The organism is Maribacter luteus (genome assembly GCF_009674825.1).
GTDB classification, from domain to species: domain Bacteria; phylum Bacteroidota; class Bacteroidia; order Flavobacteriales; family Flavobacteriaceae; genus Maribacter_A; species Maribacter_A luteus.
Genome location: NZ_WKJH01000002.1, coordinates 441,485 through 462,566, shown reverse-complemented (window position 1 = coordinate 462,566; position 21,082 = coordinate 441,485). Strand labels below are relative to the sequence as shown.

Below are 21,082 nucleotides of genomic sequence, written 5' to 3'. Positions count from 1 at the left end.
AGGTTGGGAGCCTATAAAAACACACAGGAATATAAACAGCACTGTAAAAGCCACTTATGTTGAATAAGAAAACAGTATTTAAAATCATTGCTATTTTACTTCCCTTGTTTCTGATTCTAATTGTAGAATTGATGCTGAGGTTTTTTGGATACGGTGATACTTACCGGCTTTTCAATAAAGTTACTTCAGAAAACAATACGGAGTATCTGGTCATGAATTCCAGTATTTCCAAAAAATACTTTAAGCATACAGGCTTCCATTCCGATAATCAATCGGACTTGTTTCTAAAGAAAAAAACCGACAATACTTTTAGGGTTTTTGTCCAAGGTGCGTCAACGGTAGTTGGTTTTCCTTTTTACAAAAACGGTTCTTTTCCTCGAATGCTAAAACATAGACTGGCCTTAACCTTTCCGGATAAGAATATTGAAATAGTAAACACGGGAATTACGGCTGTTAATTCATATACCCTGTGGGATTTATCCGAAAAAATAATAGAACAGGAGCCCGATCTTGTCATTATCTATGCAGGACACAATGAATATTATGGGGCATTGGGTGTAGGGTCCACGGTTTCTATCGGTAATTATCCATCCTTGGTAAGGACTTATTTAAAGTTGAAGGATTCACGCTTTTTTCAATTATTGGAAAATGGGTATTCCATGGTTTTTAAATCAAAGGCAAAAACAAACTATACCGTTGAGGAAACAACCTTAATGGAGGTAATGGCCAAGGAACAGCAAATCCCTATGGACTCCGAGGTATATAATGCCGGGATTGATCAATTTAAAGACAATCTTGATAAAATCCTGAAAAGATATCAAGACAAAGGCATTCCCGTGATTATTTCCACTGTTGTGTCAAACGAAAGGGATATCAAACCCTTCATAAGTGCTGATTTGAATGAAGATGGATTTGAAGACGCATTGAAAAACAATAGAACAGAAGTTTATAAAATTGCAAATGAAAATGCCCTTGCGGCTTATAAATTGGGACAATTTTATAGGGACCACCAACAAGATTCAGCATGCAAGTACTTTCATATTGCAAAGGAATTGGATTTTCTTAGGTTTCGGGCTCCGGAGAAAATCAATGATGTAATTATTGAATCATCACAAAGGGAAGGTGTTCATCTGGTAGATGCCAAGAAAGCATTGCGTGCACATTCCAACAGTGGTTTTATCGATAGTGGATTGCTGACCGAGCATGTACATCCAAATGTAAAAGGTAATTTTATTTTAGCCGATGCTCTTTATAACAAAATCAAAGAACTGCAATTATTGGATGATTGGGATAATTTCATTGCTTATGAGGAAGCAATCAATGATATTCCCATAACACGTATAGATTCCATTAAAGGGAAGTTGATCATAGATGATTTAAAACAATCATGGCCATACAATTTAAAAATGTCCGGAACCAATCCGGTTGCACTGTATAATTCAATCAAAAGTCCGACCTACGAAGAGAGGAAGGCGATTGACCTCTATGCGGGCAGGGAAAAATGGCAGGATGTTATGCGGGAAGCTTACCATACCTACGAACGTGATGGTGATTTTGAGAATGCCCTTAAAGTGGCGCAATCTTTAATTTCTGAATTTCCCGAGCAACCAAAAGTATATGAAATGGCGGGGAATATTTGCTTGAAAATGAATAGGGTTGCTTATGCGGATTATTATTTTGAAAAAGGGAAACAACTTAATTGAAAATAGCTACCAAGGGTTTTTGATATCCTCTTTGGTGAAAACGTGGTCTCTTTTTTGAAAATAGGAATTTGATTTTTCCTTTTTGAGGATTTGATTTGCACCGAACAATCGTTGAAAAAAAGATAAGGGAACCAAGAAAAGAAAAAAACAAATGAACAGTAAGGCATGGTTCATTACCAATCCAAGATAATTGGAGAAGGTGTGCCAAATTTTAGCTATGGCTAAAGCAATTTTCATCGAGATCAACGGAACGATCAAGAACACCATAGAAAGGTAAATAAGCCACTCGGTATGGAATAAAACATATAAAACCAGTGGTGCCAACGCTAAAACGACAAGGGTCTCTAAGACTTTTTCTTTTCTCATTAGAACAAACTGTAAATAAATGGCGCCAAGGCAGAGCCATTGGTTAAGAATATCAAACCACCTAAAATCACGAAAATTATAATCAATGGGATTAACCACCATTTTTTACGTTCCTTCAAAAAAAGGAAAAACTCTCTAATAAATTCCATCTACTTTACAATTAAATAATTTTCCAAAACCAATATATCAATTCCTGAGTTTATAAAACAACGGTAGGCATTTTCAGGCGTATTGACAATAGGTTCATCCTTAACATTGAAACTTGTATTGATAAGCACACCGATTCCTGTAAGCTTCTTATAGGTTTGTATTAGGTTCCAGAACCTAGGGTTCATTTCCTTTTTTACCACCTGAACCCTTGCGGAATAGTCGATGTGTGTAACAGCCGGTAATTCCGATTTGGGAATATTCCGTTTTTCTTCAAGACTGAGTTCATTGAAATTGCTTGGCAATTCATGTCTTAAGGATTGTTTTACTTGGTTGGTAAACAACATATAATGGGAATGTTTTCCTAGCTCAAAATAAGTGTCATAATCTTCTTCACATACGGCAGGGGCAAAAGGCCTAAAACTTTCCCTGAACTTGATCTTTAAATTTAGTTGGGACTGCATATCCGTATCAGTGGCATCTGCTAGGATACTTCTATTCCCCAATGCCCTTGGGCCAAACTCTGTTCTTCCATTAAACCAGCCAACCACCTTTTTATTGGCAATATAATTGGCTGTGATTTTCAACAATTCTTCCGTGGATTCAATATATCGGAAACTACATTTATTTTTTCGCAGTGTCCTTTCAATTTCAAGATTTGAAAAATTAGGTCCCAAAAAATTATTAAAAGGTTGTTTTAAGCCGGAAAAGGATAGATCTGACTCTAGATAATCGGTAATCAGTGCGGCTCCTATGGCGCCACCAGCATCACCTGCAGCAGGTTGAATGTAAATATCCTTAAAGATGTTCTGATTGTATAACACCGAATTCGCCACACAATTTAGGGCTACGCCACCTGCCAAACATAAATAATCTGCATGGGTGACCTGCTTTACATGCGTAATCATCCTCACCAAAATTTCTTCTGAGACTTTTTGGGCGGCCAAAGCCAGATCGGCATGCAGCTGTGTCAATTTTTCGGCAGGATCTCTTTTTTCAAAACCAAATAGTTTTTGCCATTTTCTTGGATTTACCATTCGTAAGCCTACGGCATATTCAAAATAGTCCTTGTTTAGCTTAATGGAACCATCTTCCCTTATATCCAGTAATCTTTCTTTGATCGTTTGTATGAATTGGGTTACTTGTTCCGATTGCATAGTGCCGTATGGTGCAAGGCCCATCATTTTGTATTCCCCTTTATTCACTTCAAATCCCAAGAAATAAGTGAATGAAGAATAAAACAAACCTAATGAATCAGGAAAATGTAATTCCCCCAACACTTTTATTCCTTTTTCGCCACAAGCGGTACCATACGAGGTGGTGGTCCATTCCCCGACACCATCAACCGTTAAAAAAGCACTTTTTTTAAATGGCGAAGTGTAGAAGGCGCTGGCAACATGGGATAAGTGATGCTCTGGGAAGACAATAGGGACTTTCGACAGTTTTCTATCTTCATTTAGTTCTTTCAATCTTTTCCTTATGATCTGCTTTGTGAATAGTTTTTCCTTAAGCCAAACAGGCATGGCCTTGGCGAATGATTTAAACCCTTTTGGGGCAAAGGCATAATAAGTTTCCAAAAGTCTTTCAAATTTCAGGAAAGGCTTGTCATAAAATGCAATTGTGTCGATATCCTCAAGATTGAATCCAGATTCCCGCAGACAGTATTTTATGGCTTCTTCAGGAAAGGAAGCATCATTTTTTATTCTGGTAAAACGTTCTTCCTGAGCGGCGTACATGACTTTTCCGTCTAAAATAATTGCGGCGGCCGAATCGTGATAATATGCGGAAATACCAAGTACTTTCATTTGGGTTAGGGTATTCTTTATCAAGGTTGAATTTATAAATAAAAAGGTTGTCTAATGTTTCAAGACAACCTTTTTAAATAAACTAAACTAACTCAACTTTTCACATAATGCCGATTGTCTGCAATAAGTATTATGTTAAATGTTTTGATCTATTAATATCCGGGATTTTGATAGGCTGTTTTTTCAGCTTCGGTCATATCCAATCCGTCTATTTGAGATTGAGGTATCGGTCTTAAATAATGGTAGGCTTGAATGGTCCTGGTTGTTGTTACTGGACTATGGTCAGAAGCGTCATTACCCGCAATTTCATATGAAGCTGCGTATTCAGCCCATTTTTGGGTACGAACCAAATCAAACCATCTAATGCCTTCACCAAAGTACTCTCTGGATCGCTCTGCCAATACATAGTCTATGTCAATAACACTTGGGGTAGCAGCTACCAATGCGGCACTGTTGTCCTCAATTCGTTCTACCTGTTCGCCATTATCAAAGCGCCATTTACCTGCACGTGCACGGATAACATTGATTAAATCACGGGCAGTATAACTACCTGATGCACCTTTCACGGCCGCTTCAGCTGCAACTAAGTAGAATTCGGAAAATTTAGCTATTGGAAAAGGACGTGTAATAGCTCCATTTGGCGATCCCAATTCGGTTTCTACATCATGATCGGTACGGTAGGTTCCTATTTTCCATAATCCTGGGTAGAATCTTCTGTTTATTTCATTTAGGTTTATAACATAGTCAGATCTTCCTGCTACTTCACCGCCGCCAAGATTACCGCCATTCACACTATAATCAACGCTTGAATCGTATTCATCCAAGAATGTGATAACAGCATCACCGGGCGCTATTTGCATACCATTTGCCGCGGTCAAAGTCGGTGTGGTATTTCCACCCTTGTTCCAGTTGCCCCTATAACTGGTTACGAAAGTACCATCATAACGGGAATCCAATTCTTTTTCGGCAAACGTTTCTTCAAAAACATTGATGGTGGGAGCCATACGTGTCCAAGGACGGCCATAACTTTGGGCTGCCTCACGCAATACGGCTGAAGTACCGTCTACACTAATACTTGTATAATTTGATGTTACCATCCATGCAGCAGTATTGGCACTATTATCCGTACTGCTCCATCCTAAACTGGCTTCATTGTAAATTTCACTTTCCTCGGTACGATCGGCATACAACATCATTTCGCTATGTCGGTCGTTGGAGCCTTCATGAACATCATAAAAATAATCAAGTAACTTATAGGGTCCTGGATTATCAATACCCTCTACAGCTAAATTGTAAGCTTGCTGATAGTAATAGCTAGCCCCATTGCCATCAGGGTCTGTTCTGTTGGTGTCTGGATACGTTGGGATATTGTTGGGGTTCTCTAACCACCACGCATACGTCAAATAAGCTTTAGCTAAATGTAAACGAGCTACATTCTTGGTTGCGGAACCTGTTAAACGGGGGGAATCGGGTAGGTTATTAACGGCATCAATCAAATCAGGAAATATGGCTTTTGTATAAACCTCTGGTACTGTATTACGTACTGAGGCCCTTACAGCGGAATTATTGAATGCTAATTCCCCTGAACCTAGATCCAATGGTACTCCACCATAGGTTTGAACTAACAGGAAGTAGTAAAATGCCCTAAAAAACCTGGCCTCGGCAATTACGGAATCGTCCAAGCCTACAGCGGCGGCATTTTCAATAATGCCACTAGCGGTGTTGATGGCAGGGAAGCAGGTATTCCATGCAATACTTGTGGTATAGGTGTCCGGTATTATTTGACCTTCACCAGATAAATCGGCATCCTTAAAGTTATTATCTGCACTTTGGGCAAAGGCATATTCATCTGTCCCTGTTTCTAGGGAGTTGTAATAATATGCTTGTCCATATAAGTATCTTAAATGTTCATACAAATAGGTTAAACCTCCTTCAACACCAAGTTCGGTTTGAAAGAAATCTGGCGTGAATACACCCCTTGTTTCCTCTTCCAGTATATCTTCTGTACAAGAGCCTATTAACAATGCAATAGAGAGAATTGCTATTGATATAGATTTTATTTTAATTTTTCTCATTATGATCTTTTAAAATGTTATGTTTAGTCCTATCATATAATTCCTTGTTGTAGGAGCATTAGCCCCGACTGTTGGAATTCCGTCGGAGATATTGGTGGTATTTACGGCAACGTTTTGACGATTTCCATTGGAATCGACTCCAGAGTTGGTTTCTGGATCTAAACCGGATTCCCTATGAAATGATGAAAACATTACGAATGGGTTCTGTGCAGTTGCATAGATTCGAAGTCTTTCAACCCCAAGATCCTCAATGATTTTTTGATTAAAGTTATATCCTAATGTTATGGCACGTATCTTAAGGTATGAGCCGTCAAAATAACCCAAAGTACTTCCGTATTTTGGATTGTCACCACTTTGTATTCCTCCTGGTGCGGGATATCTGGCATCTGTATTATCCGGTGTCCAATAATCCACGTCCACATTGTTTCTTCTACCGGTCAGTAGATTAACATACCCATTGGAAGAATGTAAGGTGCTTACTATCGTACCACCACTTTGGAAAGTACCAACCATGCTTAAATCTAAATCCCTATAAGCTAAACGAGTGTTGAAACCACCTTGGAAATCAGGGGTGGGATCCTGTATAACCCTATCATCTGAATTTATGGATCTTGTTGGTGATCCATCAGCATTGTAGTCTCCGGTGTACTTTACCTTAATCATACCCACATTGCCTCCTGGCTCATAATCTTGTAGATATTGGTAATCCGGATCGGATTCATTCCAAAGCCCGATTCTTTCGTAATCATAGATAACATTGATCGGTGAGCCTACGAACCATAGTTGTCCAACATTTTCATCCTCTCCGGTCGCTAAAGAAACGATTTTGTTCTTGTTGGAGTAAAGGTTGATTCCAGCGTCCCATGTTAGACCATCTGGATTGTCTAAAATAGTAGCATTTAAGGCCACTTCTATACCTTTGTTCTCTGTTTCGCCAATGTTACTGGTTACACTGCTAACCCCTGAAGATGCTGGAAGACTAAGGTCGTATAATATATCGTTGGTTTTGGTAACATAGTATTCTACAGTACCAGACAAACGATTGTTGAACAACCCAAAATCAAGACCATAGTTAAAGGTTTGTGAAAACTCCCATCCCAATTCCGGATTCGGCAATTCGCTCACATAATAACCTGTGGCAAAGGTGCTGCCGTAGTTGTAGTTTACTGTGGATAACCTTCCTTGTGTCGAATAAGGGTCAATCGCCTGATTTGAAGTTTCACCATAACCTACACGTAGTTTTAATTGGTTGATGAACTCTTGCGTCTCCATAAACGATTCATTGGCAATATTCCATCCAACGGAAACAGCAGGGTATGTTACCCATTTATGGCCCTCGGCCAATCTAGACGAACCATCAGAACGTATTGTACCTGTTATTAAATAGCGGTCATCATATTGATACATGACCCTCCCCATGTATGATAGTAACCCAGTAGCGGAATAACCGGTGTTGTAACCAGTAATGTCTTCCGAAAGGGCAGAGTCCAGATTGTACCATAAGGAGTTTTCATCCGGAACATTTCGAACCTGTAAATAAGAGCTGTCATAATTGGTTTCTTGGGATGAGAACAAGCCCACAAAATTAACTCGGTGCTTATCGGCAAATGTTCGATCAAAGATCAATTGGTTTTCAATAATATAATCCCTTGTTATTGAAGTACCGTAACTGGCGGAAGACGGATTACTTTCGTTATAGCTGAATACGCCTTCACCTGTAAAATTCCCATCTCTACTTGAACGAAAGTTCAGACCAACATTAAGTCGGTATTTTAGCCCTTCGACCCATGGAATTTTAACTTCACCGTAGATGTTATTATAAGTACCAAAATCCAGTTCCTCATTTTTTTTACGGTCCCCGATTCGGCTAATCTCATTTCTAGTAGGAATCCAACTGTCGTCAGCTATAGTTTGAAGACGAACGGACTCAAGGAAATTTCCGGCATCATCATATGGACTCAAAAGAGGTGATGCGGCCAAGGCATCATAAATACCGACAATACTAGAGGTTTTGTTGAAGTTTGTTACTGAATTAATTCCAAATCGGAACAATTCGCCCACTTCTTGATCAACTTGGGCTCTAATTGAATATCTCTGAAAGGAATCTCCAGGTATAACGGAAGTTTCCTTAAAGTATCCCATTCCGATATTGTAGGTTCCTTTTTCAGTACCCCCTTGAACACTCACATCATGGGAGGTCTGGAGACCTGTACCAAAAAGTAGGTCTTGCCAATCCGTGTCATTGGCCAAATCTTCATCACCACCTATGGCGTAAAGAGGTGTGCCACCATTATTGGCGGCAACATCGGCACGTAATTGGGTAAGTTGGGCCGCATTCATCATAGGAAACTTGGAAAAGACTTCCTTGGTCGCGTAGTACGAATTATAGGTGAATTTGGCCTTTTGACCTTTTTTACCACTCTTGGTCGTAATGATGATTACACCATTTGCACCTCTGGAGCCGTAAATTGCGGTAGCGGATGCATCTTTTAATATGTCTAGGCTTTCTATATCATTTTGATTGATATCACTTAGACCACCAGAAAAAGGAATACCGTTAAGTACGATTAGAGGGTCATTACTTCCCGAAAGGGAACGTGTGCCACGAATACGAATGGTTGGGGCGGCTCCAGGCCTGGTGCTTGTCGTTGAAATGTTGACACCGGCTGCCCGTCCTTGAAGGGCCTGTTGGAAGTTACTTGCTTGTACTTCCTGTAAATCATCGGCCTTAATGGAAACAACCGATCCTGTCACCGATTCTTTACTTTGGGTACCATAACCGATAACCACAACCTCTTCCAATGCATTTTCATCGGTTTGCATTATTACATTGATGGTGGTTTGACTATTTACCGAAACTTCCAAGGTTTTGTAGCCTATATAGCTAAAAACCAATATACCATCGGATGGTACATTACTGAGAACAAAATTGCCATCAAAATCAGTGGCCGCTCCATTCTGGGTTCCTTTGAGGACAACATTGGCACCAGGAATCGGGCCATTGGTATCTGATACATTTCCAGATACGGTTACTTGGGCACTTGCCCCTGCAAAGAACAAAAGAAGCATGACCGTAGCCCACTTCGTTTTGTAATATTTGCTTTTGAAAAATAAAAAATTCATCATATTGATTAAGGTTAGAAATAATGTGAGTTATAAATGAGTGTTTGATTACTTACTTGATTTGAGTTCTGTTCTATATTGTCTATAAAGTGTGTTATTTTATCAAAAGTATAAAATACAATTGTACAAAACAACCGATTGTGTTAATAATTTACTAAAATCAATAAAATATGTTTACAATGCGTTTTTTGTATTAAGGTGTGGATAGGCTTTTTTCTTCTTTGATCATATGTGTTTGCGGCAGTGTTGTCCCTTTAATGTGTATAGAGATTTAAGAATAGTGTGTTTTAAATATGTGGTAAATAGTGTAGTATGTAGGTGTGTTGTAGTGTATTTTTGATAATTGGGGTTCTATGATGAAAATTGCATTTTCGATTTATGTTTGCTGATTAATGGGGCTATTATTGTTTTTAAATAGTTTTAGTGGTTTGTTTTGTTCACAAACGGTTGTTTTAAAAAATTTTTAAATGTGGTTAGGGTTGATAAAAGTCGGCACCAATGAATATGGGGATTAGCTTATTTGATCAATGAATGTTCTGGGCTTCAATTACCCTTGATTCCTTAATTGTGCAAATCCTATTTTTCCGGAAATAGTTTGGTGATTGAATGATACGCTCAAGAACTCCAAAAGTCCCTAAATGGTCGGGCAGTGGTTTTATATTTAATTAGGGAATAATGAAGGTTAAAGGTAATACCCTAACCGTTGAGGAGCCCTATATTTTCATATGGGCAGTAGTGACGTATACCCCTTGCTACTGCTTGGAATAATGAACGTCTGAAAGAGCCTTGATGGTATTTGCAGCTTGTTCGGCGGTAATATCCCTTTGTGGATTGGCGAACATCTCATACCCGACCATGAACTTTTTCACCGTTGCGTAACGAAGTAATGGCGGGTAAAAGGACATATGAAAATGCCATTCAGGATGTTCCTTACCGTCTGTTGGTGCTTGGTGTATTCCCGCGGAATATGGGAATGAAGTTTCAAAAATATTGTCTAGACGTATAGTGGTTTTTCGTAATATTTCTGCAAATGCCTTTTTCTCTTCGGTTGAAAGTTTCCCGATATGGGCAATCTTTCTTTTGGGAGCGATTATGGTTTCATAAGGCCATACAGCCCAATAAGGTACTAAGGAAACAAAATGTTCATTTTCGATAATAATGCGTTCATCCAATGCCAGCTCTTGTTTAATATAATCCTCTAGGATACTTTTTTGGTGTTTGTTCCAATAATCCAATAACCTATCCGATTTTTTCTGTACCTCTTGGGGTATACTCCGCTGCGCCCATATTTGTCCATGCGGATGCGGATTGCTGCACCCCATGATGTCACCTTTGTTCTCAAAAATCTGAACATGGTTTATCCCATCCATAGCCCCAAGTTCATTATACTCCTGTTGCCATAGTGAAATGACATCGGTTATTTCTTCCTTTGACATTAAAGGTAGGGTGAGGGAGTGGTCCGGGGAAAAGCATACGACCTTACATATGCCCGACTCGGATTGCGCATGTAAAAGTCCGTTTGTATAGGTTTCCTCCTTAACATCTTTCAATAGGGCCGAAAAATCGTTCACGAAAGAAAATGGTTTTTTATAATCCGGATTTACCGCTCCACCCATTCTCCCGTTGGTCGGACACAAATAACAATTAGGGTCGTACTTTGGTTTGGTATCCAAGGATTGTTTTTCGGTCTTTCCCTGCCAAGGTCTTTTGGTTCTATGCGGAGAAACCAATATCCATTCCCCTGTTAAAATATTGAACCTTCTATGTGGATTTTCGTTGAATTCGGTATTCATTTTATTCGTTTAGGATAGACGTTCCTTTACTTGGACTGGCCTCGAACCAGGTTAATTCTAAATTACAGGCTTTTTTATAGGCTTTTGATGCTGCTGCAACAAAATCGTCAATAGCATCTTCGTGTATTAAATTAATGGTACACCCGCCAAAACCACCACCCATCATTCGGGCTCCCAAGACAGCTTCGTGGTTTTTTGTGAACTCTACCAGGAAGTCGAGTTCCGGGCAACTTACCTCATACATGGTGCTCAACCCTTCATGGGTTTCATAGAGTAGTTCGCCCACCCTTTTCAGATTGTTGGCCTTTAGGGCTTCAACGGCTTCTAAAACCCTATCTTTTTCTTGAATGACATAGGCACATCTATTGTAGACAGTGCTATCGAGGGTGTCCTTGATGTCATTCAACATATCCATAGTGGCATCTCGCAACGATTTTACCCCTGGATGGTTCTTTTTTAGGGCGGAAACCCCCGTCTCGCATTGGGCCCTTCTTTTGTTGTATTCCCCAGAAGCGAGGTTGTGGGATACATTGGTGTTCAGGAGTAGAATCTTGTAAGGTTGTATTTGAATGGGAATATAGGAATACTCCAAAGACTCGCAATCCAATAGGATCACATGTCCTTCCTTACTCATTACCGAGGCAAATTGATCCATAATACCACATTTGGTGCCCGCATAGGTATGCTCAGCGGCTTGTGATAGCTCCACGATATCCATACGGCTGAGCCCAAGCCCGAACATTTCGTTGAGACCGAATGCCAAACCACATTCCAGTGCAGCGGAGGAACTAACTCCCGAACCAATGGGTACGTGGCTTTCCAAGACACAATCGAACCCCCTAAGTTTATCGGTTCGTTTGGAAATTTCATTCAATACACCTAAGATGTAATTTTCCCATTCTACATTACTTATCGCAATGTTATCCAACGATAGTTCAAATCCGGTATCATATCCTTTACTGTGCACATGACAGATTTTGTCCGATCCGTTTTTTTGAAATTTAAAGGTGATTTTCTTTTCTATGGCCGTGGGGAGTACGAATCCCATATTATAATCGGTATGTTCACCGATGATGTTAATCCTACCTGGTGATTCAATCGTAAGTTCAGGTTTGAAATAATTTAAAAATTGCATGCCTTTTCGGTGTTTATGCGATGATTTCCAGTCGTTTTCATTTTACTTTTGATGACAAACGAAAGGCCTCCAAATTGGAACTATAAAGGTAGTGATATTGAAAATGATTTATCTAAGTTGATTTTAACCAAAGCATAACTTTTTTTACCCTATTGACTGTTCTGATTAGGTGTTTATGGTTGAATTTTCTAAGTATGGATTTTAAGGTTTTACTTCGAAATTTCCCTTGATGAATCGTATTACAGACCAACTAAGCGATTATTCATATCGCAAAGCATCGATTGGGTTTAGTTTCGCTGCTTTTTTTGCTGGGAAGTATCCAAATGCCACACCTACCAAGGCTGCGAATCCAAAACCAATGGCGATAGAGTAAAAGGCCGTTGGAATGAAGAAATCGGTCACTTTATAGATTATCTGGTTTCCGATGACACCAAAAACGATTCCCAGCAATCCACCTACTAAACTCAATACTATAGCTTCAATCAAAAACTGGGTAAGAATATCACTTTCCCTTGCCCCAATGGCCAGTCGGGTTCCAATTTCCCGTGTACGCTCGGTTACCGAGACCAACATGATGTTCATAATTCCGATACCGCCGACGATCAAGGAGATACTGGCAATGGCGCCCAATAGAATGGTTAAGATACCCGTGATATTTCCTGTGATTTCCTGAAGTTCAATTTGGGTCATGATCTCGAAATCATCTTCTTCCCCATCTTTGATCCGATGTGATTCGCGCAATAGTTCGGTAGCCTCAACCTTGGCATTGGTTATATGGTCTTCACTCAAGGCGCTGGCCATGATCATGGTATAACCTCTATGGTGACCATAGAGTCTATTTTGTATGGTCGTGTATGGTGCCAGGATAATATCGTCCATATCCTGCATGCCACCGGTACCTTCTTCGGTCAAAAGTCCCATAACGGTAAAAGGGACCTTATCTATGCGAATTTGTCTACCTATGGGATCTTGCCCTGGAAAAAGTTCTTCTCGAATGGTCTCTCCGATAACGCAATATTTTTTTGCGGTACGTACGTCTTCCTCGGTAAAGAAATTACCTGCCTGTAGCTCTCGACTGGTTATATAAAAATAGTCATAGGAAACACCATATACCATTGTAGATTTATATCCGCTGGGACCAATGGCTTGTGCCCCAATGGCCAAGAGGGGGGAGAGATTGGGCATGTACACGGAGTTTTTCTGCAGTACATCAAAATCTTTCTTGTCCATGGGTCTGCCCATGCGAACGTTGATTCCGGCTTTATGCTCCGATTTCGTTTGGATCATCAATAAATTTGTGCCTAATCCCGAAATTTGGTTCTCTACCGCCATAGTGGCCCCTTCACCTGCTGAAATGGTCATGATGACCGCACCTACCCCAATGATGATGCCCAGCATGGTCAGTAGGCTACGTGTCCTATTTTTATAAATGGAATGGAAAGCGACCTTGAATATTTTTAGGAATCTTCTCATAATGCCCAATTAGGTAGTTACCGGATTTTCCAATGCCTTAATGGCCGATTCTTTTGTACTCCTGTCTTCGATTAAGGAATCGGTAAGTACGCGGCCATCCCTTAAATAGACCATTCGTTTCGCGAACTGGGCAATATCCGGCTCATGGGTGATCATGAGTATGGTCTTGCCTTCATTGTTCAATTGTACAAAAAGGTCAGCTATTTCAATACTGGTGGTACTATCCAAATTTCCGGTAGGCTCATCCGCAAGTATAAGTGCAGGATTGTTTACCAAAGCCCGTGCTATGGCCACCCGTTGTTGTTGACCTCCCGAAAGCTCATTTGTTCTATGGTAAATACGATCGGCCAATCCCACTTGTTCCAATGCTTTTTGGGCAAGCTCTTTCGAATTTGTAAATTGTCCGGTCCTGTTATAAATGAGGGGAAGTTCTACATTTTCCAAGGCCGTGGTACGCGATAACAGGTTATAACTTTGGAATATGAATCCGATTTTTTGATTTCGTATATCGGCCAATTGGTTTTTATTCAATCCATTGACGTCGACACCGTCCAAATAGTACTCACCTGAGGTAGGCCTATCCAAACAACCGATAATATGGAGTAAGGTTGATTTGCCCGATCCCGATGCACCCATTATGGCCACGAACTCACCTTCTTCAATGACCAAATCTATATCGGTGAGCGCACGCACTTCTATTTCGCCGTTTTTGAATATGCGGCCAAGTTGTTTAGTCTCTATGACTTTTTTAAGGGGCATATCTTTTATTTTTTTGTTTTTATTCCGTTGATGACCCTTGTGTTTTCCGTTACAGGGGAACCATCTAAATGGCGTTTGATCTCTGAATAGATGCCAGATTTGATTCCTATTTCAATAAATCGGAAATCTAACTTACCCTGGTTATCCTTAAAGAAATAACCATCTATGTGCGAAGGCAAAGTTTTCTTGAAATTGGCCGGAGTATAAAGTTCTTCGTGATTGATGGTATTGATGAACTTGTTTTTTATGGAATCGGGAAGCACGGTTTGGGCCTTGTTTTCCAAAATAGGTTTTATTTCTTTCAACATGGTTTCGTTTGGTCGGAAGCGTAATGCTGAATTGTTGATCAAGATCACATCCTTGGCGGCATTTATGATGAACTCCAGATTAGCGGTCATACCTGGTAACAACAACCCTTTTTCATTGTCTACATCGACCACTACTTGGTAGTTGACCACATTGTTTATCTCTATGGGTTGTAGTCTTATCTGACTTACCGAGCCATAAAATTGTTTATCGGGATAGGTCTGTACGGTAAAGCGCACTTGCATCTGGTTTTTGATGTATCCGATGTCACTTTCATCCATATCTGCCAGGATCTGCATTTTCGATAGGTCTTCGGCAATAATGAACATGGTCGGTGTGGCGAATGAAGCGGCTACGGTTTGCCCTTCCTCCACGCTACGTTCAATTACGGTACCATCTATTGGGGAGGTAATGTGGGCATATCCAATGCTCACTTCAATATTTTCCACCGCAGCTTTGGCGGCTTTTTGTGAACTCAATGCTTGGTTGTAGGAATATTTGGAATCGTTGAATTCTTTGGTGGAAATGACGTTTTTTTCATAGAGTGACTTGTTACGGTCGAACTCATCCTTGGCTTGGTATAATTGGGCCTCGCTAACCCCTAAATTGGCTTTTGCACTGGTAAGGCTGGTACTTAACAGTTTTAGGTCCATCTCCGCCAATATCTGTCCGGCTTTGACCTTATCATTATAATCCACATATATCTTTTTTATGGTTCCCGAGATTTGGGTGCCTATTTCTACCGTATTTATGGCTTCCACAGTACCAGTGCTTGATACATCGGCCTCAATATTACCTTTTTCCAAAAGTGTATAGTTGAAATCCAGTTTTTTTGTGCTGAGTTTAGGCCTTAAAAACAGATAGCCTATAACGGCGATAGCCAAAATCACGATAACCACCCATTTGTATTTTTTCATCGGTATTGTATTTTAAAGACAGATCCATTGCTTTAAAATTAGGGTGTAATACCCATAATCCTAATGATTTATATCAGTAGGGAAATAGGTTGGCCGATAAGGGGTCAAAAAATAACGAAGTCATGACCTAGGTCATTTAGAAAGGGCGAAGGCCTACTTAATTTAGCCCCGAATAAAAAAAAGGATTGTTTAACCTAATTACACATTGTTATGTCACTTGTAAAATTTAAAAGAAGGCCTTTCGGAAATCTTGTAGGACATGATTTCTTTGACATGGATGATTTTTTCGATAATCGTTCTTGGGTCAGGGATATGTTGCCCGACACCTTCTGGAATGGCAAAACCACCGAACCTGCGTTAAACATTAAAGAGACCGAGGATAAGTTTGAAATTGAGCTTGCTGCACCCGGTTTCGCCAAGAAAGATTTTGAAATAACCATAGAAGATGGTTGCTTGAACATTTCTGCTGAAAAAACGAAATCAGAAGAAGAAAAAGAAGAAAACTATTCCCGTCGTGAATTCAGCTATAATGCTTTTGAGCGTTCATTGCAATTACCCAAAAGTGTAAAAGAAGAAGCAATCAAAGCCAGGTATAATGATGGTATACTAAGTTTTGATCTAATGAAAAAGGAAGAGGCTAAGAAAAAACCACCAAAAGTGGTAGAGATAGCCTAAAGACCATCGAAAAACGCAAAGCCCTTTCGCCTTAACCGAAAATACGTCCATGTGATTAGGTTTGGCCTTAGGGCTTTTTCGTTTAAAGAACTTCATAAAAACATAGTGTGAATTATCCAATTGGGAATTCTTTATGGGGATACTATTGGGGTCTTGGTCCTCGAAATTGCCTCCCCTGTTTTTTAAAAATTGTCAGCGATATTTTGTAAACGCTCTTTGTCCAAAAGCATTATTCTTCTGGCATGCCCCATGGTAATTAGTCCTTCTTCCCTAAAATCTGACAATGTTCGTATGGCGGTTTCCGTGGCCGTACCGATCATACCGGCAAAGTCTTCCCTAGGTATATCCAATCCTTCATAATACGAGTCTTTTATAACCCCTTTCTTGTGTAGGCTTAAAAGTGCTTTAGCCACACGTTGTCGTACGGTAGAATAGGCCATATTAACCAGTTGGTCCTGAACCTCGATCAGGTTGGTCGAAATGATATCCATGAATTTATGGGAAACGTCCTTGTTGTCATTGATCAGATGGATAAAATCCGATTTAGGAATCGCATAGGCCTCGGTATTATCAATTGCTACGGCTGTTTCCAAGTAGGTTCCCTCAGGGTTCAATAAGGATAACTGCCCTACGAAATCGCCGACTTTATGTATGCCCGTAACGAATTCCTTACCGGATTCGGTCGATTTATAGGTCTTTACACTGCCCTTTTCAATGAAAAACAGGGTATGGGCACCATCCCCTTCCCTAAAAATGAAATCTTTTTTGTCAAACAGTTTGGGGCGATATTCTTTTTCGATATGTTCCAAGTTCAAATAATTGTAGGCTTCTTGGAAAAATTCGTTGATACCCTCAATGTTCTTGGAAAATTCTTTTCTTAGAAAATCATTTTTCCTGACACGCGTTTTAATGGCCTCGATCAGTTCGTGTTCTTCGAAGGGTTTGGTAAGGTAATCGTCAGCACCAAGATTCATTCCTTTTCTAAAATCGGTGCGATCGGATTTTGCCGTTAGGAAGATAAAAGGTATCCCTTTTGTTTTCGTTGTATTGCCAAGGTCTTCCAGCACATCATATCCATCTTTTAAGGGCATCATAATATCACAGAGGATAAGATCGGGTAGGTGCTTTTTGGCCATTTCTATACCTGTAAGACCATTTTCTGCGGTAAGTACTTCAAAGTTATGAAGTTCAAGAATATCCGCCGTGTTCTCGCGAACATCTTTGTTGTCTTCGATCAATAGTATTTTTTTCATGGCTTTTCAGGGTTACATTGTTAGTGTACAATCTTACGGTAAAAGCCTAAAGTAGGATAGACCTTGTTCAGTTCATTTTATGGGCCTTCGCATTCTTGTTATTGATGTTTAAGGCCTATGTATCTTGGTTTTTTCTTATATCATTGCTATTCGTGTTATGTTGACTTAATTATTTACAGGAGTTCTCGATGTTTTTTTGTTTTAAAAGTAACCCAGAATGTGGCGCCTTTGTCTTGCTCGCTGTCCAACCCGATCGTTCCGCCCATTAATTCGGTGTATTGTTTTACGATGTTAAGACCGAGCCCCGTTCCTTGAATGTTTGTACTGTTCTGCGCTCTGAAGAACCTTTGGAAGAGCTGGTCCTGTTCCTCTTTGGGAATACCAATACCATGATCCAAAACTTGTATGGTCACCTTTTCTTTTTCTTTGGTCAGGGTCACCAATATTTCTTGTCCTTCTGTCGAGTATTTAATGGCATTACTTAATAGATTGGTCAGTATATGGTGCATGAGTTTAGGGTCGAGATAAGCCTCTATGGGTTTTTCATTTGTATGAACCTTGATATGTTGCCCTCTTTTTCGGTTGGGTTCAAATTCCGTTACGATATTTTTAGTGAAAGAAACCAAGTCCATGATTTCGGGATTGGGTCGTACCCGGCCTTCCTCTAATTTGCCCAAAGAGAGAAAATCGTTTAGGATCACTACTAAGGCCTTTACATTTTGTTTGATCTGTTTTACATATTTTTCCCGCTTGGCCTCTTTGCCCGGCATATTCTGTTTTTCAATAAGTATGGCCGAAGAGTGAATGGCACTTAGTGGGGTCCTGAATTCGTGTGAAGCCATTGATATAAAGCGCGATTTCAACTCGTTGAGCTCTTGCTCTCGTACGAGTGCCTTGCGCATTTCGGTTTCTGCTTGCTTAAGTTTGGTAATATCGTTGTAAACAAAAAGGGTCCATTTAGCTTCATCGTTTCCATCCATCAGAGGAGAGGTATTTACGGTAAAATACTTATTCCTGAACCGGGTTTCAAAAGAAAGGAACTCACCTCCTATAGTCCTTTTTATATCTTCTTTGACACGGTGTAGGCGTTGTTTGGAGAAAATATCGATATCATCAATGCATTTTCCTTCAAATCTATTTTTGTCCATTCCCATCCTATGCATTTCCCCTCCATCTATATAAACGATTTCAAAAGCACTGTTAAAAACGATTATGACCCCTTTGGGAAAATTTTTTGCTATGGCCGTAAACATGGCCTGACTCTCCAGTGCCCTGTTCTCCGCAGCTTTGGTTTCCTTGATCTGGTCTTCAAGGTTAAGGTTGGCTTCCACCATTTTTTGAACAGTTGCCTTCAACTCATTGGTACGTTCATTAACGGTTTGCTCGAGCTCTTTGGCATAATCTTCCAATAACCAATGGCTTTTTGCCAATTGTTGACGGGTTTGGTGTTCTTCAAATGCAATGCTGATCAGTTGGGTTAAATCAGTAATAATATCCCTATCGGCTTTATTCGGTTTTTTTGGTTTTTTACAGTACACACCGAATATGCCCAATACTTTTTGGTCAGATGAAAATATGGGATAGGCCCAACATGAATTCAGTCCGTGTTCAAGTGCTGCGGCGTTGTACTCTTTCCAAAGAGGGTTGGTGGTTAGATCGGTAATGATCACTTCCTTTTTTAAATAGGCCGCAATCCCGCAAGAACCCATATCCGGTCCTATGGGAACATCTTCGATGATGTCGCAAAAGCCTTTGGGAAGGTTGGGTGCCGCCATTTTATGTAGTGTTTTCTTTTTGGGATCCAATGCATAGATCGTGGCAACACAGCAAGGTAAATTACTCTCAAGTACCCCAACGATCGTTTTGCTTATTTCTTCTATGGAATCTTGTTTGGCGATCCTCTCGAGTACCTGGCGTATCTGATCTTTTATCTGCACTTCCCTGATACGTTCGGTCACATTGTTCTGGACGCCTATAAAATGCGTCAATTGGCCATTTTGGTTTCGAACGGGCGTAATAGTAAGTTCGTTGTAAAAAAGTGTGCCGTCCTTTTTGTAATTGCGTAGTACGGTCTGGGCCGTTTCTTGGGCTTCAATGGCCTTTCTTATGATTTTGACCCCTTCTTGCTCCCGATCATCTTTTTGTAAAAACCGACAATTTTTACCTAAAACCTCGCTACGGTCATATCCTGTAAGGGAACAGAATGCATCATTGCAATAAATAACGGGGAGGTCCGGTAGTTGGGCATTTACGATGATGATACTGTTACGGGCAGCTTCCAAAGCACTGTTGCGGATATTCAATACATCTTGTATGGCCTTGGTCTTGGTAATATCACGTAAAACGCATAGGAAGGTCTCGTTATCAAGAGGTACGAAGCGTATTTCAAAATCGGTAGGGACATCATCAATAGGTAAGGTAATGATCTTTAAAACCGTGTTTTTGGTTTCCTGCACCTCTGTAAGGGCATTTAAAATCAAGACGCTGGTCTTTGGGGGTAAAATGTCTTTGAAATTCTTGCCTATAAGACTCTCTATAGGCCCAACTATGGGGGAAAAATCAGAAGCGTTCACCTGAAGAATGTTGCCCATTTTATCATGTACGAAAATAAGATCGGGCAGTGCTTCCAAAATCGACCTGTTTTTGGCCTCACTGTTTTTCAATTCTTCTTCGGCTCTTTTCTTGGAGGTAATATCGCGTACGATTGTCAATAGCTTATTTCCATTTAGCAGAACGGTCCTAGACTCAAAATCAACCATCTTGCCATCTAGTTTCAAGGAATATTCCCTTATTTGGATTTTCTTGGTTCTAATAGCCTCGTTATGGGTTTTCAGTATCTTTTCCGATATTTCCGGAGGAACTATTTCCTTTATGTTCTTACCTATGATTTCCGATTTATCAACTTTTACCACAGTCTCTTCGGGAGCGAAGAAATCAACGATGTTTCCTTCGTAATCCTGTATAACCGTAATATCTGGTAAGGCATTTAAAAGGGCTTTGTTCTTGGCTTCTTTGGCTTTTAGTTTATGTTCTGTTTTTTTTTTGTTTATAGTATCCCTAATAAAGGCGATGGTTACTTGTTCATCATTGAATGATACAGGATTCAGACTAATTTTCAATGGGAATTCAGTTGCATCTTTCTTTATACCCCATAGGTCCATTTCATGATCAATAGGTCGTTTTATGGGCTTTTTTGTAAATTCTAAAAAGTGTGTTTTGTGGGCTTTTCTGAATTTCTGTGGGAGTAAGACCTCGATTTTTTTACCCAGTAGTTCATTATGGTCATAGCCGAACATCTCTTCACAGGCTGAGTTTACTTTAATGATTTTTTCGTTTTGGTCAACTACGAGAATGCCTTCGAGGGAAATATCGAATATTCGTTCAAAAAGGGTAAGGTCTTTCAAGGTGTTTTTCATTATGGATCATTGATGCTTGGTCGACTAAATTTAAATATAAATCACCAACATGTTTTTTCAAATGACATTTATCATATCGAATTTAGGCTTGATAAAACGGGAGGCTTGAGAAATAGTCGTATAAATTTTGATATTA

General features: G+C 39.9%; 14 protein-coding genes. 2 read left to right on the top strand and 12 right to left on the bottom strand.

Annotation, left to right across the window (positions count from 1 at the left end; genetic code table 11):
* The first annotated feature begins 56 nt into the window (after positions 1 to 56).
* The gene (locus tag GJ691_RS05215; protein ID WP_154364488.1) at positions 57 to 1,703 is read left to right on the top strand and encodes an SGNH/GDSL hydrolase family protein; all 1,647 of its coding nucleotides are present in this window, start codon (positions 57 to 59) and stop codon (positions 1,701 to 1,703) included.
* A 6-nt stretch (positions 1,704 to 1,709) separates the two neighbouring features.
* Here the strand turns inward: GJ691_RS05215 and GJ691_RS05210 are convergent, their stop codons facing one another.
* From GJ691_RS05210 to GJ691_RS05170, 10 genes are all read right to left on the bottom strand, one after another.
* Complete coding sequence (locus tag GJ691_RS05210) at positions 1,710 to 2,069, bottom strand: hypothetical protein (protein WP_154364485.1); 360 nt, start codon at positions 2,067 to 2,069, stop codon at positions 1,710 to 1,712.
* Entirely contained in the window at positions 2,069 to 2,218 is a 150-nt protein-coding gene (locus GJ691_RS19680; RefSeq protein WP_246200118.1) for a DUF5989 family protein, read from the bottom strand. Before GJ691_RS19680 ends, GJ691_RS05210 begins: the two co-directional genes overlap by 1 nt.
* A complete protein-coding gene (locus tag GJ691_RS05205; protein WP_154364483.1) occupies positions 2,219 to 4,021 on the bottom strand; it encodes a carbamoyltransferase family protein in 1,803 nt (600 codons plus the stop codon).
* Positions 4,022 to 4,173: 152 nt separating this feature from the next.
* Positions 4,174 to 6,096, bottom strand: a complete 1,923-nt coding sequence (locus GJ691_RS05200) for a RagB/SusD family nutrient uptake outer membrane protein (protein ID WP_154364480.1) — start codon at positions 6,094 to 6,096, stop codon at positions 4,174 to 4,176.
* A gap of 9 nt (positions 6,097 to 6,105) precedes the next feature.
* Positions 6,106 to 9,222, bottom strand: coding sequence for a SusC/RagA family TonB-linked outer membrane protein (locus GJ691_RS05195; RefSeq protein ID WP_154364477.1), 3,117 nt, complete (start codon positions 9,220 to 9,222; stop codon positions 6,106 to 6,108).
* 749 nt (positions 9,223 to 9,971) lie between these two features.
* Complete coding sequence (locus tag GJ691_RS05190) at positions 9,972 to 11,012, bottom strand: UDP-glucose--hexose-1-phosphate uridylyltransferase (protein WP_154364475.1); 1,041 nt, start codon at positions 11,010 to 11,012, stop codon at positions 9,972 to 9,974.
* Position 11,013: 1 nt separating this feature from the next.
* Positions 11,014 to 12,147 carry a galactokinase gene (gene galK / locus GJ691_RS05185; protein ID WP_154364473.1) on the bottom strand — a complete coding sequence of 378 codons (1,134 nt, stop codon included), beginning with the start codon at positions 12,145 to 12,147 and terminating at the stop codon, positions 11,014 to 11,016.
* A 258-nt stretch (positions 12,148 to 12,405) separates the two neighbouring features.
* A complete protein-coding gene (locus tag GJ691_RS05180; RefSeq protein WP_154364471.1) occupies positions 12,406 to 13,620 on the bottom strand; it encodes an ABC transporter permease in 1,215 nt (404 codons plus the stop codon).
* 9 nt (positions 13,621 to 13,629) lie between these two features.
* Positions 13,630 to 14,379, bottom strand: a complete 750-nt coding sequence (locus tag GJ691_RS05175) for an ABC transporter ATP-binding protein (RefSeq protein ID WP_154364469.1) — start codon at positions 14,377 to 14,379, stop codon at positions 13,630 to 13,632.
* A 5-nt stretch (positions 14,380 to 14,384) separates the two neighbouring features.
* The gene (locus tag GJ691_RS05170; protein WP_154364467.1) at positions 14,385 to 15,602 is read right to left on the bottom strand and encodes an efflux RND transporter periplasmic adaptor subunit; all 1,218 of its coding nucleotides are present in this window, start codon (positions 15,600 to 15,602) and stop codon (positions 14,385 to 14,387) included.
* A 210-nt stretch (positions 15,603 to 15,812) separates the two neighbouring features.
* On the opposite strand from GJ691_RS05170, the gene GJ691_RS05165 reads away from it, so the two are divergent.
* Positions 15,813 to 16,277 carry an Hsp20/alpha crystallin family protein gene (locus tag GJ691_RS05165; RefSeq protein WP_154364465.1) on the top strand — a complete coding sequence of 155 codons (465 nt, stop codon included), beginning with the start codon at positions 15,813 to 15,815 and terminating at the stop codon, positions 16,275 to 16,277.
* 182 nt (positions 16,278 to 16,459) lie between these two features.
* Here GJ691_RS05165 and GJ691_RS05160 read toward each other — a convergent pair whose 3' ends face one another.
* Together GJ691_RS05160 and GJ691_RS05155 are read right to left on the bottom strand one after the other, a co-directional pair.
* Complete coding sequence (locus GJ691_RS05160; protein WP_154364463.1) at positions 16,460 to 17,530, bottom strand: response regulator; 1,071 nt, start codon at positions 17,528 to 17,530, stop codon at positions 16,460 to 16,462.
* Between the two features lie 173 nt (positions 17,531 to 17,703).
* Positions 17,704 to 20,946, bottom strand: coding sequence for a PAS domain S-box protein (locus GJ691_RS05155; protein ID WP_154364461.1), 3,243 nt, complete (start codon positions 20,944 to 20,946; stop codon positions 17,704 to 17,706).
* Positions 20,947 to 21,082 lie beyond the last annotated feature (136 nt).

Bases quoted from the DNA above. Each gene is read 5' to 3' on its own strand.
- GJ691_RS05160 (WP_154364463.1), bottom strand. From the start codon at position 17,530: ATGAAAAAAATACTATTGATCGAAGACAACAAAGATGTTCGCGAGAAC.
- GJ691_RS05190 (WP_154364475.1), bottom strand. From the start codon at position 11,012: ATGAATACCGAATTCAACGAAAATCCACATAGAAGGTTCAATATTTTA.
- GJ691_RS05175 (WP_154364469.1), bottom strand. From the start codon at position 14,379: ATGCCCCTTAAAAAAGTCATAGAGACTAAACAACTTGGCCGCATATTC.
- GJ691_RS05170 (WP_154364467.1), bottom strand. From the start codon at position 15,602: ATGAAAAAATACAAATGGGTGGTTATCGTGATTTTGGCTATCGCCGTT.
- GJ691_RS05180 (WP_154364471.1), bottom strand. From the start codon at position 13,620: ATGAGAAGATTCCTAAAAATATTCAAGGTCGCTTTCCATTCCATTTAT.
- GJ691_RS05155 (WP_154364461.1), bottom strand. From the start codon at position 20,946: ATGAAAAACACCTTGAAAGACCTTACCCTTTTTGAACGAATATTCGAT.
- galK (WP_154364473.1), bottom strand. From the start codon at position 12,147: ATGCAATTTTTAAATTATTTCAAACCTGAACTTACGATTGAATCACCA.
- GJ691_RS05165 (WP_154364465.1), top strand. From the start codon at position 15,813: ATGTCACTTGTAAAATTTAAAAGAAGGCCTTTCGGAAATCTTGTAGGA.
- GJ691_RS05205 (WP_154364483.1), bottom strand. From the start codon at position 4,021: ATGAAAGTACTTGGTATTTCCGCATATTATCACGATTCGGCCGCCGCA.
- GJ691_RS19680 (WP_246200118.1), bottom strand. From the start codon at position 2,218: ATGGAATTTATTAGAGAGTTTTTCCTTTTTTTGAAGGAACGTAAAAAA.
- GJ691_RS05210 (WP_154364485.1), bottom strand. From the start codon at position 2,069: ATGAGAAAAGAAAAAGTCTTAGAGACCCTTGTCGTTTTAGCGTTGGCA.
- GJ691_RS05200 (WP_154364480.1), bottom strand. From the start codon at position 6,096: ATGAGAAAAATTAAAATAAAATCTATATCAATAGCAATTCTCTCTATT.
- GJ691_RS05215 (WP_154364488.1), top strand. From the start codon at position 57: ATGTTGAATAAGAAAACAGTATTTAAAATCATTGCTATTTTACTTCCC.
- GJ691_RS05195 (WP_154364477.1), bottom strand. From the start codon at position 9,222: ATGATGAATTTTTTATTTTTCAAAAGCAAATATTACAAAACGAAGTGG.